The sequence below is a fragment of the Burkholderia territorii genome, assembly GCF_902833055.1.
GTDB lineage: Bacteria > Pseudomonadota > Gammaproteobacteria > Burkholderiales > Burkholderiaceae > Burkholderia > Burkholderia territorii.
Genome location: NZ_CADFEJ010000003.1, coordinates 435,599 through 448,221, shown reverse-complemented (window position 1 = coordinate 448,221; position 12,623 = coordinate 435,599). Strand labels below are relative to the sequence as shown.

Here is a 12,623-nt window from a genome sequence, read left to right as displayed (position 1 = left end):
CCACTTGGAGAACACAATGAACAACAACGTGTTGCCGCGATTCAACCCGCGCGCGCTCGCCGCGGGCTGCCTGCTCGCCATGGCGAGCGTGTCCCACGGCGCCGGCATGTATGCGCCGTTCGTCGACGTGACGCTCTACCCGACGCCGCTCGTCGACCGGATCGGCATCCAGCAAGGCATCCAGCAGTTCACGCTGGCGTTCGTGGTCGCGGGCAGCGGCTGCGCGCCATCCTGGGGCGGCGTGCAGCCGATCGGCAACGGCGCGAGCGGCGACCTGCTCGCATCGCTGTCGACGTCGATCGCGAGTTATCGCGCGAAAGGCGGCGAAGTCGCCGTCTCGTTCGGTGGCGCGAACGGCACGCCGCTGATGCAGGCATGCTCGAGCGTCCCCGCGCTGAAGACGGCCTACCAGACCGTGATCGATACCTACGGCCTCACGCATGTCGATTTCGACATCGAAGGCGCATCGCAGCAGGACAGCGCCGCGATTGCCCGCAACTTCCAGGCCGTCGCGCAACTGCAGTCCGACTACGCGGCGAAGGGCAAGCCGCTGCACGTCACGCTGACGCTGCCGACGATGCCGACCGGGCTCACGCAGGATGGCGTGAACGTCGTCAACGCGGCAATCTCGAACAAGGTCGCGTTCGACGCCGTGAACCTGATGACGATGGATTACGGCCCCGCGAACATCGACATGGGCGCGGCCGCGATCAGTGCCGCGCAGGCGCTCTATACGCAACTCGATACGGCGTTCAAGTCGGCGGGCCAGCCGAAAACGGGCACGCAACTGTGGCAGATGGTGGGCGTCACGCCGATGATCGGGATGAACGACGTACAGGGCGAGACCTTCACGCTCGCGAATGCGCAGAGCGTATTGAATGCGGCGGTCGGCAACGGTTACGGATTCTTCGGCAACTGGTCGGTCGGCCGCGATCAGCCGTGCCCGAACAACGGCGCGTATGTCGCGCCGACCTGCTCCGGTGTCGCGCAGCAGCCGTACGCGTTCGCGTCGATCTTCCGCAAGCTCGACGGCAAATGGGGGGCGGGCGTCACGCAGGATCCGAACTACGGCGGCGGCTCGAGCGGCGGCACGCCGCAACCGGGCGCGCCCTGGTCGGCCGGCCAGGTCTATACGGCAGGCGCGACGGTGACTTACCAGGGGACGACGTACCAGGCGCAATGGTGGACGCAGGGCGACGTGCCCGGCCAGGCGGCGGTGTGGAAGCCGGTCGGCGGCGGCACGCCCGTGTGGTCGGCGACGACCGCGTATCAGGGCGGCACGTGCGTCACGTACCAGGGCGCGAAATACTGCGCGAAATGGTGGACGCAGGGCGATAACCCGACCGCGGGCGGCGTGTGGGTGAAGTCGTGACGTCGCGACGCATCGGCGCGTGACGCGCGGCGGCCGTTCCCGGATGCCGTCGGGCATCGCGGCGAACGGCCGCCGAAGCAGCGGCACCGCTGGCCACGGCCCTGCCCGCCCATCCTGCCGGGAATGCGGCCGCCGGCAAGTGGGGAGGACACCGAACGCAGGCCGATTGCGGCGCCCGGCCGCGGTTCGCTAAGCTGACGGACGGCGCTCATCCGAAAAAGGCGGATCTTTCATGAAACACATGCTGCTCGCGGTCATCGTGCTGGCGTCGACGCTGGGCGTCGCGCGCGCGCAAACCCAGACCTTCCATTTTGGCGAGGGACAATCGCAGCCGCGGGCTGCCGCGCCGACGGCACGACCCGCACCCACGCGCCCGCACGTGACACCGCCACCGCATCAGCACCGGCGTGCGATCCACAAGCGGCGCCACGGCCGTTCCGGAAAACCGGCGCGCGCGGGGCTGTACACGCACGCGTGATGCGGTGCGCGTTGCGCGCGGCAACGCACGGAACTGTCACGAACGCCCGGTAAGATCGGCGCGGCGGCCTGCATGCCGCCGTGCCCGACGATCGGTCGACAGGCCGGCAGCCCGGGGCGACGCGCATTTCCCTCCACGACTCAGCATTTGTTTTTGCCGAACATGAATACCGGGCCGGATACCGTCGTCAGCATCAAGGAACGCGCCACGATCGTGTGCCGCCAGCGCAGCAGCGTGCTGCTGGTCGCCCGTACCGCCGCGCGCTGGTCGCTGCCGGGCGGCACGATCCGGCGCGGCGAGACGCCGCTCGAGGCCGCGCAGCGGGAGCTGGCGGAGGAAACGCGACTGGAGGGGCTCGCGCTCGACTATGCGGTGCAGTTCGGCGGACTCACGAAGCTTCATCACGTGTTCGTGGCCGACGTGCCGCGACACCTGACGCCGCGCGCGAGCAACGAGATCGCGCGCTGCAAGTGGTTCGACGTCGAACGGCTCGAGACGCTGCGCGCGAGCGTGCCGACCCGCAAGATCATCGAACTGCTGCACCTCGACCGCTTTTCCGCGCTGGCGGACGGGCCGCCGCGCTCACGCTGAGCCGGCCCGGGCCGGTCACGCGCGCAGCCACGGACCGGCCTTACGCTCGAGCAAGGCGATCAATTCCGGCTGCATGTACGCGTAGCGGTCCGGAATGTCGAGACAGACGATCTTCTTGTGCTTCAGCCGAGTGCCGTATCGGGCCAACAGCTTCGCCTTGTGTGCGCGCTCCATCACGAACACGATCTCGGCCCACTCGAGTTGCTCGGCGGACAAACGCGTTTGCGCATCGGGCGCGAGGCCCGCGGAGTCGGCTTCGACACCCGGCCACGCGGCGAACACCGCCTCGGCCGTCGGGCTGCGCAGCCGGTTGCGGCTGCAGATGAACAGCGCCCGTGTCATGCCGGCGCATGGCGGCCGGAACACCCGCTCAACCGTTCAACCCCGAGGAATCGTGCCGGGCCGCACGTAGGCCAGCATGTGCGGCACGTAGTCGGCCTTGCCGAGCTCGACGCCGTGATGCCGCAGGATCGCGTACGCGGCGATCGCGTGAAAGTAGAACTGCGGCAGCGCCCAGTCGCGCACGTATTGCTCGCCCGTCATGTCGAACGCGGTGCCGTTCGGCAGTTCGAGCGCGATGGGCAGCGCGGCGCCGCCATCGAGCCCGTCCGGCGCGAGTTCGCCGAGAAAGGCGATCGTGCCGGCGACGATCGCCTGCGCGTCGCTCAGCGTGCCGGGCTGCGCGTCGGCATGCCAGCCGGCTTCCCGCAACGCCAGCAGCGCGTCCGGCAGCGGCTCGCCGCGCAGCCGATAGACCGGTTCCATCGCCTGGAAACACGAAAACCGCACCTGGGCGGCAAGCGGATACATATCGGGCGCGAGCTTCAGCGTCAGCAACGCATCGGGCGCGTTGCCGTCGGCCTGCCCGTGCGCGGCGGCCTTGTCGAGCCACGCGGACTGCGCGCGCAGCATCTGCGTGAAGGTCGGAACGAGAAGTTGGGTCGGTGACATGCATGCTCTCCGATGAAGCGTTCGCGCCGCGATATCGATGTCGGGGCGAATCCGTATTCTGCCGTAGCCGACGTTTCGACGCGAAACCGGTGACGTATCGCAAGACCGATGCCCGGTGTCACGGTTTGCCGTGGCGTGCCAGGAACCGATCGAATTGCGACGCGAACGCCTTGCCGTCGCGCGCGCTGAACGGGGCCGGCCCTCCCGTATCGATGCCCGCGCTGCGCAGTTGTTCCATCATCGCGCGCGTCGACAGCCGTTCTTCGATGTTCTCGCGGCTGAACCAGTTGCCGCGCGGGTCGAGCGCATGCGCGCCCTTGTCGAGGACGGCGGCGGCCAGCGGGATGTCGGCGGTGATCACGAGATCGCCGGCTTGCGCGAGCTCGACGATGCGCGCATCGGCCACGTCGAAGCCGGCCGGCACCTGCACCGCCTTGATGAACGGCGACGGCGGCGTGCGCAGGAACTGGTTCGCGACCAGCGTCACGCAGATCTCGGCACGACGCGCGGCGCGAAACAGCATGTCCTTGATGACGGCCGGACACGCGTCGGCATCGACGAGTATTTGCATGGCAATCGTTCCGGTAAGCAGAAACGGCGATCATAACGCAGCACCGCCGATCGCCGCGCACGGGCGGTCAGTCGGGCAGCCCCGGGCACAGTGACGCGGCCGTCGTCCATTGCGCGCCCCATGCGTCGGCTAGCCGCCTGCCCTGCCCGATTCGCACGGCCGCGTCGTCGAAGTCGACGAACGTGACGTGATCGGCGGCAGCCGGTCTCGGCGGCGTTTCGCGGGTGCAACCGTCGGACAGCACCCAAAGCCAGCGCTGTTGATCCGGCCTGCGGCGCGCGGCGGCCGCGAGCAATTGCGCGGCCGCCGCGATGCCATTCGCGAGCGGCGTGCCGCCGCCGCCGTCCACCGGTTCGAGCCAGCGCGCGTTCCACCAGCGCGGCACGGCCGGGCCGAAGCGCCGCGCGGCACCGTTGCCGCCGAAGCAGATCAGCGCGGTTTCCACGCGGTTGCGCGCGGCCTGATCGAAGTACGCGACGATCAGGCCTTTCGCGAGCGCGAGCCGGTCGTGCGACAGCATCGACGCCGAGCAGTCCAGCACGAAGCAATGCAGTGCGCGCGGTGTGCCGGCTCGCTTGCGAAAGCGCAGATGGCCGGCGTGCAGCGTGCCGCCGCGCTTCGCGGCGAGTGTCGCCGGCCATGCCACGGCCGTGCCGGCACGCACCGTCCCGGGCACGCGCGCGACAGCGCCTGGCTGCCATCGAGGACCGCGAATGGCATTCGCGGCGGCGGCGGCTCGATGGCTCAGCGTTTTTTTAGCGGCAGCGGCACCACGCTCTTCACGTCACGCAATCCGGCCGGCTCGGGCGGCAGGTAGCCCCAGTCGCCTTGCGACGCCGCCGCATCGCCACGTGCGGCGTCCGGCGAACGATCGGGCTGCCGGCTGATGTCCGGCGGCGTTCGGCCGTCGCGGTTGCCGACGCCTTCGGCGTTCGACTGCGACTGCGACGCCCCTGACGACGGCGGCGTACCGGCGTGGCGCCGATGCCGCAAAACCGCGTCCGCCACGCGCTCGACGTGCGACACCGTCACCGCTTCGGCTTGCTCCAGCGCCGCGAGTGCGCGCGCGGCGCGCAGCATCACGAGGTCGGCGCGCAGGCCGTCGACGGCGGCAGCGATGCACAGCGCGCTGACGCGCGCGTGAACCGCGTCGTCGAAATCGAGCGCCGGCAACCGTGCCCGCGCCGCGTGGATCGCATCGCCGAGTGCGCGTTGCGCGCTCGCGTGGCGTGCGCGAAACGCGTCCGGGTCGAGATCGAACGCGAGGCGCGCCTTCACGATCTGCTCGCGCTGCGCGGCGTCGAAACAGTTCTCGAGCTCGACCATCAGCCCGAAGCGGTCGAGCAGTTGCGGGCGCAGTTCGCCTTCCTCGGGATTCATCGTGCCGACCAGCACGAAACGCGCGTCGTGCGCATGCGACACGCCATCGCGCTCGACCACGTTCACGCCGCTCGCGGCAACGTCGAGCAGCGTATCGACGAGACCGTCGGCAAGCAGGTTCACCTCGTCGACGTACAGCACGCCGCGATGCGCGCGCGCAAGCAGGCCGGGCCGGAAGCGCACGCCGTTTTCGGCGAGCGCATGGGCGAGATCGAGCGTGCCGGTGACCTGCTCGTCGCTCGCCGACAGCGGCAGCGTGACGAATGCGCCTTCGGGCAGCAGTTCGGCGAGCGCGCGCGCGGCGGTCGATTTCGCGGTGCCGCGCGGCCCGCTGACGAGCACGCCGCCGAGCGACGGGTCGATCGCCGCGAGCAGCAGCGCCTGCTGCAGCGGCTGTTGCGCGACGAGCGCCGCGAACGGGAACACCGCGCGCGCGCGATGCGTCGTCGGATCGGTCATCGCCGTCCTCCTTCCTGAAGTTGTTCGCTGTCGAGCCAGACCGCTTCGATGCGCTCGCGATACTCGCCCGGCTGCTGCCAAAGCCCGCGCTGCATCGCTTCGACGAAGCGCTCGCAGATGCCGTGCAGCGCCTTCGGGTTGTGTCGTTCGAGGAACGCGCGCGTGTCGTCGTCGAACAGATACGCGTCGGCGACGAGCGCGTACTGGTGATCCGACAGCACGCGCGCGGTCGCGTCATAGCCGTACAGATAGTCGACGGTCGCGGCCATTTCCGCCGCGCCCTTGTAGCCGTGGCGCTTCACGCCGTCGAGCCACTTCGGGTTGACGACGCGCGAGCGGATCACGCGCGCGATTTCCTCGCGCAGCGTGCGCATCTTCGGCGCGACCGGGTTCGCATGGTCGCCGTGGTAGATGCTCGGCTGCTGCCCGGACAGGTGGCGCACGGCAGCCGCCATCCCGCCCTGGAACTGGTAGTAGTCGTTCGAATCGAGGATGTCGTGTTCGCGGCTGTCCTGGTTCTGCACGACGACGTCGATCGTCGCGAGCCGTTCGCCGAACACGTCGGCCGCGGCGTCGCCGGCGCTGTTCTGCGCGTACGCGTGGCCGCCCCACTGGCGGTACGCGGCGGCGAGATCGGCGTCGGTCTGCCAGCGGCGCTGGTCGATCAGGTCCTGCAGGCCCGCGCCGTAGCTGCCCGGCCGCGCGCCGAACACGCGCCAGCCGGCACGACGCCGCGCCTCGTCCGGCGCCACGCCCTGCTCGATCCATTTCGCGCGTTCGCGCTCGACGCGCGCGCGGATCGGGTTCAGCGCCTCGGGCTCGTCCAGCGCGGCAACGGCCTGCACGGCCGCGTCGAACAGGTGCATCAGGTTCGGGAAGGCGTCGCGGAAGAAGCCCGACACGCGCAGCGTCACGTCGATGCGCGGCCGGTCGAAGATCTCGATCGGCAGGATCTCGAAGTCGGTCACGCGATAGCTGCCGTGCGCCCATTTCGGCCGCACGCCGAGCAGCGCGAATGCCTGCGCGATATCGTCGCCGCCGGTGCGCATCGTGGCCGTCCCCCACACCGACAGGCCGATCGCGCGCGGATAGTCGCCGTGATCCTGCAGATGGCGTTCGATCAGCTGCTGCGCGGATTTCAGCCCGAGCGACCATGCGGCCTGCGTCGGCACCGCGCGCGTATCGACCGAATAGAAGTTGCGGCCCGTCGGCAGCACGTCGGGCCGGCCGCGCGACGGCGAGCCGCTCGGCCCCGGCGGCACGAAACGGCCGTCGAGCCCGCGCAGCAGCTGGCGCAGTTCCTCGCCGCCGCACGCGTCGAGCGCCGGCAGAAGCGTCGAGCGCACGCGTTCGAGCACCGCGAGCGTGCGCGGCCAGTCGCCCGGCGGCGTTGGGCCCGCATCGGCGCCGGGCGCGCCGGAAGCAGCCGCGCACAGCCCGTCGAGCCAATGCTGCGCGAGTCGTTCGAGCCGCTCGCGCGTGTCGCCGGCATGGCGCCACGGCGACGCGTCGAGCGCCTGAAGAACGGCCGGCCGCGGACCTGTCCACGGTGCGGCCCAGTCGGCCGCGAGCGGATCGAAATCGTCGCCGAGCGCGAGATCGCCCGCAAGCGCGCCGATCAGCCCCGCGCGTTCTCCCTTGCCGTCGCCGACCGGAAAACGGGCGAGCGCGAGCAGCGTGTCACGCCGCTGACGGTCGGTGGGCGACACGCCGAATACGTGCAGCCCGTCGCGAATCTGCGCTTCCTTCAATTCGCACAGCCATGCGTCGACGCGCGTGAGCAGCGCATCCTCGTCGCCCGCATCGCGCGGCGGCGAAACGCTCAGTTCGTCGTGCAGACGGTGTTCGGCGATCGTCGCAAGGATCGTCTTGCGCAGCAGCTTCGCGCGCCGCGCATCGACCATCAGCGCTTCGTAGTATTCGTCGACCTGCCGTTCGAGATCCTGCAGCGGGCCGTAGTTTTCCGCACGCGTGAGCGGCGGCATCAGGTGATCGACGATCACCGCCTGCGCGCGGCGCTTCGCCTGGCTGCCCTCGCCCGGATCGTTGACGATGAACGGATACAGATGCGGCAGCGGCCCGAGCGTCAGGTCCGGCCAGCACGCATCGGACAGCGCGACGCTCTTGCCCGGCAGCCATTCGAGGTTGCCGTGCTTGCCGAGGTGAATGACCGCGTCGATGCCGAACGCATCGCGCAGCCAGAAATAGAACGCGAGATACGCGTGCGGCGGCACGAGCTCGGCATCGTGGTAGCTCGCGTAGTCGTTCTCGCCGCGCGAGCGCGACGGCTGGATGCCGACGAACACGTTGCCCGCACGCCAGCCGGCGATCGTGAAGCGCTCCTGCCGCAGCGTCGGGTCCGCTTCGGGCGGGCCCCAGCGCGCGTTCAGCGCGTCGCGCACGGCGGCCGGCAGCTGCGCGAAACGTGCGACGTAATCGGCCAGTGCGAAGCTCTGGAACGCGGGGCGCAACGCGCGCACGGCAGGATCGTTGGTCACGCCTTCGGTGAGCCGCGCGATCAGCGCGTCGCCATCGGCCGGCAGGTCGGCCACGGCATAGCCGGCATCGCGCAACGCGGCCAGCACGCGCAGCGCGGACGCCGGCGTGTCGAGCCCGACGCCGTTGCCGATCCGCCCTTCGCTTTGCGGATAGTTCGCGAGGATCAGCGCGATGCGCTTGTCGGCGTTGTCGAGCGTGCGCAGCCGGCACCAGCCGCGCGCGAGCGCCGCGACGAACGCGATCCGCTCGGCATCCGGCTGATAGCGCACGACGTCGACTTCGGTGTGCGGACAACGATACGCGAGCCCCTTGAAACTGACCGCGCGCGTGACGATGCGCCCGTCGACCTCGGGCAACGCGATGTGCATTGCGATGTCGCGCGCGTGCAGCCCCTGGTTGTCGGCCACCCACGCGTCGCGATTGCCGCCGGACAGGATCACCTGCAGCACCGGTGCATCGCCGGCGAGCACGTCGGGTTCCGGGCTGTCGATCGCGCCGGCCGCGAACGCGGTGGTGTTCAGCACGAGCGCGACGCGGTGCGTGTCGCACAGTTGCGTGATGACCTCGCGGCTCACCGCATCCTTCAACGACGTGACCGCGATCGGCAGCGGATTGAGCCCTTCGCGCACGAGCGCATCGGCCAGCGCGTCGAACACGGCGGTGTTCGCGGCCTGCCAGTGCGCGCGATAGAACAGGATCGCGACGACGGGTGCGCCGGGCGTCCAGCGCGAACGCCAGTCGTCGATGCTCGCCGGGTCGCGCACCGGGTGATACAGCGCAGCGGCCGGCAGCGGGCGCGGCGGCTCGGGTTCATCGCCGAAACCGAGCGTATGAAACGCGATGCTGCGCAGCAGCGCTTCGGCGTTGTGCATCCCGCCTTCGCGCAGATAGCGCCACCACAGCCGGCACAGATCCGGCGCGACCGTGCTTTTCGCGACGAGGTTCGGATCTTCCTGCAGGTCGCCCGAGAACATCGCGAGCTGCTGCCTGCGCTTCGACGCGAGCGACACGGCCTGCTCGATCCCGTACGGCCAGTATGCTTCCCCGCCGAGATGGTCGATCACGACCGTCTTCGCGTGACGCAGCACGTCGTCGACGTAGAAGTCGACCGACGCCGGCTGCCGCAGGAACGTGACGTTCGCAAGCCGCACGCTCGGGAAGCCGGCAGGCAGTTTCGGCACGACGCTGGCCAGCAGCGACAGCGTCGTGTCGGCCGAGCTCAGGATCACGATGTCGGCCGGCTGCTGGTCGATCCGGACGACGCCCTGCGTATCGTCGACGAAGCCGCCCGGCGTGGTGCGCAACAGATGCATTGCGCGTTACGCCTGTTGCAGGTCGGCCGCGCACGCGGCGTCGAACGCGCGCTGCAGCGCGGCCGCGTCGAGGTCCTCGCCGATCAGTACGAAGCGGCTCTCACGCGCCTCGCCGTCCTGCCAGCGGCGGTCGAAGTAGCTGTCGAAGCGCCGGCCGACGCCCTGGATCACCAGACGCATCGGCGCATCGGGCAGCGCGGCGAAGCCTTTCGCGCGGTAGATCGTGTGCGTCTCGACGACACGCTGCAGCGCGGCGATTGTCGCCTCGCGCGTGCCTGCATCGCCCGATACCACCACCGAGTCGAAATCGTCGTGATGATGGTCGTGATCGCCGTCGTCGGCCGAGCCGTGATGGTCGTGCCGCAGGTGGATCGTTTCCTCCGACGCCGATTCGAGCCCGAGCAGCATCGCGACGTCCAGTTCGCCGCGGGTGGCGCGCACGATCTTCACCTGCGGCGGGATTTCCTCGCGGATCGCGGCTTCGATCTCGGCGAACTGCGCGTCGGCGACGAGGTCGGCCTTGTTCACGATCACGAGATCGGCGGACGACAGCTGGTCGGCGAACAGTTCGTGCAGCGGCGATTCGTGGTCGAGATTCGGATCGGCGCGGCGCTGCGCGTCGACGGCCTGCGGGTTCTCGGCGAACTGGCCGCTCGCGGCGGCCGGAGCGTCGACGACGGTCACGACCGCGTCGACCGTGAAGCTGTTGCGGATCGACGGCCAGTTGAACGCCTGCACGAGCGGCTTCGGCAGCGCGAGGCCGGACGTCTCGATCAGCACGTGGTCGATGTCGGCGCGGCGCTCGACGAGCGCTTCCATCACCGGATAGAACTCCTCCTGCACGGTGCAGCACAGGCAGCCGTTCGCGAGCTCGTACAGCTGGCCCGATGCCTCGCCCTGCGCGCCGTCCGCGTCCTCGCAGCCGATGCCGCAGCCCTTGAGGATTTCGCCGTCGATGCCGAGCTCGCCGAATTCGTTGACGATCACCGCGATGCGGCGGCCTGCGGCGTGCTGCAGGATATGGCGCATCAGCGTGGTCTTGCCGCTGCCGAGAAAGCCCGTGACGATCGTGACGGGCAGCTTGCGTAAGGTCATGGTGGATCCTGTGTCGAAATGGAAGTCAGGCCGAGAGCGTCACGTCGATCTCGTCGTAGCGTTTGAGGCGGTAGATCGTGGCCGACACGATCCAGCACGCGAGGAACAGGCCGATCACGACATAGCCGAGCATCCCGAAATGCGATGCGACCATCGTCGAGAAATCCCACACGGGCCCCTGCAGCGACAGCTTGTCCGCGAGCAGCGCGAGCACCTCGATGCCGCCGATCAGCGCGGCCACCAGCACCGACACGAACGTGATCGTCATGTTGTAGTAGATCTTGCGGATCGGCCGCACGTATGCCCAGCGGTACGCGCCCATCATCAGGATGCCGTCGGTCGTGTCGACGAGCGTCATGCCCGCGGTGAACAGCACGGGCAGCGCCATCACCGACCAGAACGACAGGCCGTCCTGCACCTGCGTGGCCGAGATGCCGAACAACGCGATTTCGGTCGCGGTATCGAAGCCGAAGCCGAACAGGAAGCCGACCGGATACAGGTGCCAGCTGCGCGACACGAGGCGGAACAACGGCCGGAACAGGCGAGCCAGCACGCCGCGCTGGTTCATCAGCATGTCGAGGTCGGCGTCGACGATCGTCTCGCCGCGGCGCGCCGCGCGAAACGTCCGGTAGACGGAAATCAGGATCAGCAGGTTGGCGGCCGCGAGCACGAGCAGGAAGAATGCCGATACGCTCGTGCTGATCACGCCGCCCCAGGTCTTCATGCTCTCGAAGCGCGCGAGCGACGCCGCGGTCAGCGCGACGGCCACCGACATCACGATCACCACCGTCGAATGGCCGAGCGAGAAGAACAGGCCCGCGCCGAGCGGGCTGCGGCCCTCCTGCATCAGCTTGCGCGTGACGTTGTCGATCGCGGCGATGTGGTCGGCGTCGACCGCGTGGCGCAGGCCGAACACGTAGGCGAGCAGCGCGGTGCCCAGCAGCACGGGCTGGTCGCGAAACGCGACGAAGGCCCAGATCCACGCGCCGACGTTGAATGCGACGAGCAATGAATAGATCGCGACGATTTTGCCGCGCAGCCCGGATGAGCTGTCGTTGAACAGACGGAAGAACGAGTCGAGCATGATGCTCCTTTGCGAACGGTCGACATGATGAATGCCAACACGGCCGTCGCCGGCCCCGCCTGCACCGTTGGCCGTTCCTCGCCCCCGCCCGCGCACGTGCTGCGGCTGGCGGGTCGGCGGAGGAAGCGGGCAGCGTTCGGGCGTCGGGCGTGGTGCGGCCGTGGACGATGCGCCGCCTCCCCGCGGCGCTGAACCCCACGTTCTGGCCGGTATCCGGGCTGACGAACACGCCGCTTCGCCTTCCCGGATGCGCGGCATCCAGTGGCGGTCGTCCGCATGCGGCAGGCATGCGGCGAAGCGGCGCTGCATCGCAATGGGCGATGCGTTCGCTTACCGTTGCGGGGGCAGCACAGGTTGGCTCGACTGCGGTGCAGGCAGGCTCCCTGTTTCCCGTTTAACTGCACGCGCCGGAACAGCGCGCGCGAGCACCAAAACGCGTGCGAGTGTAGGCGGCGGTGCGGGGAGCGTCAAGGCAAAACGGGCCGCCGCGGCGCGTGCGGCACGGCCGCGGCATCGTGCCTGGCGTGCTTGCGACGCCCGCGTGGCGGGTTCGCGCGGGCCGGGCGCTGTGCTATCGTATGCGCCGCGTTCGGTGCTCGCATGCGCATTGCGCGCACGCAGTTAAACGGGAAACAGGAGGCGGAAGTCCGCCCGGCCTGTGCTGTCCCCGCAACGGTACGCCGCCCGCGCGCGCGGTTCCCCCCGCACGCGCCCAGGCCGCCCGCGATGCCACTGCCCTTCAACGGGCGGGAAGGCTGCGGCCTGGCAAGCGGCCAGCCCGGATACCGGCCGACGCAAGGGGCGAGCCCGCCGCTCGCCGAAACGCCCGA

The 12,623-nt window shown here is 69.5% G+C and carries 11 protein-coding genes and 2 riboswitches; of the genes, 3 read left to right on the top strand and 8 right to left on the bottom strand.

Annotated features, from left to right (window positions below; genetic code table 11):
• The first annotated feature begins 16 nt into the window (after nucleotides 1-16).
• The 3 genes from HW466_RS09275 (at nucleotide 17) to HW466_RS09265 (ending at nucleotide 2,441) form a co-directional block, all read left to right on the top strand.
• Complete coding sequence (locus tag HW466_RS09275; protein ID WP_170296723.1) at nucleotides 17-1,372, top strand: chitinase; 1,356 nt, start codon at nucleotides 17-19, stop codon at nucleotides 1,370-1,372.
• A gap of 232 nt (nucleotides 1,373-1,604) precedes the next feature.
• A complete protein-coding gene (locus HW466_RS09270; protein WP_151006150.1) occupies nucleotides 1,605-1,850 on the top strand; it encodes a hypothetical protein in 246 nt (81 codons plus the stop codon).
• 162 nt (nucleotides 1,851-2,012) lie between these two features.
• A complete protein-coding gene (locus HW466_RS09265) occupies nucleotides 2,013-2,441 on the top strand; it encodes an NUDIX hydrolase (RefSeq protein ID WP_059544660.1) in 429 nt (142 codons plus the stop codon).
• 15 nt (nucleotides 2,442-2,456) lie between these two features.
• Here the strand turns inward: HW466_RS09265 and HW466_RS09260 are convergent, their stop codons facing one another.
• From HW466_RS09260 to HW466_RS09225, 8 genes are all read right to left on the bottom strand, one after another.
• A complete protein-coding gene (locus HW466_RS09260; protein ID WP_060347575.1) occupies nucleotides 2,457-2,783 on the bottom strand; it encodes a low molecular weight protein tyrosine phosphatase family protein in 327 nt (108 codons plus the stop codon).
• Nucleotides 2,784-2,819: 36 nt separating this feature from the next.
• Nucleotides 2,820-3,392, bottom strand: coding sequence for a DUF1993 domain-containing protein (locus HW466_RS09255; RefSeq protein WP_151006151.1), 573 nt, complete (start codon nucleotides 3,390-3,392; stop codon nucleotides 2,820-2,822).
• Between the two features lie 118 nt (nucleotides 3,393-3,510).
• Nucleotides 3,511-3,963: a YaiI/YqxD family protein gene (locus HW466_RS09250; RefSeq protein WP_059502027.1), complete on the bottom strand. Its 453-nt coding sequence runs from the start codon at nucleotides 3,961-3,963 to the stop codon at nucleotides 3,511-3,513.
• A 67-nt stretch (nucleotides 3,964-4,030) separates the two neighbouring features.
• Complete coding sequence (locus HW466_RS09245) at nucleotides 4,031-4,639, bottom strand: vWA domain-containing protein (RefSeq protein ID WP_174906060.1); 609 nt, start codon at nucleotides 4,637-4,639, stop codon at nucleotides 4,031-4,033.
• 68 nt (nucleotides 4,640-4,707) lie between these two features.
• The gene (locus HW466_RS09240; protein WP_174906059.1) at nucleotides 4,708-5,802 is read right to left on the bottom strand and encodes a magnesium chelatase ATPase subunit I; all 1,095 of its coding nucleotides are present in this window, start codon (nucleotides 5,800-5,802) and stop codon (nucleotides 4,708-4,710) included.
• Nucleotides 5,799-9,614 carry a cobaltochelatase subunit CobN gene (gene cobN, locus HW466_RS09235; protein ID WP_174906058.1) on the bottom strand — a complete coding sequence of 1,272 codons (3,816 nt, stop codon included), beginning with the start codon at nucleotides 9,612-9,614 and terminating at the stop codon, nucleotides 5,799-5,801. The genes HW466_RS09240 and cobN overlap by 4 nt, the downstream gene beginning before the upstream one ends.
• Before the next feature lie 6 nt (nucleotides 9,615-9,620).
• The gene (gene cobW / locus HW466_RS09230) at nucleotides 9,621-10,709 is read right to left on the bottom strand and encodes a cobalamin biosynthesis protein CobW (protein WP_059502019.1); all 1,089 of its coding nucleotides are present in this window, start codon (nucleotides 10,707-10,709) and stop codon (nucleotides 9,621-9,623) included.
• 25 nt (nucleotides 10,710-10,734) lie between these two features.
• Nucleotides 10,735-11,793, bottom strand: coding sequence for a HoxN/HupN/NixA family nickel/cobalt transporter (locus HW466_RS09225; RefSeq protein WP_151006118.1), 1,059 nt, complete (start codon nucleotides 11,791-11,793; stop codon nucleotides 10,735-10,737).
• Between the two features lie 187 nt (nucleotides 11,794-11,980).
• Nucleotides 11,981-12,241: riboswitch (cobalamin riboswitch) on the bottom strand.
• Nucleotides 12,242-12,365: 124 nt separating this feature from the next.
• Nucleotides 12,366-12,601: riboswitch (cobalamin riboswitch) on the top strand.
• Nucleotides 12,602-12,623: the final 22 nt, after the last annotated feature.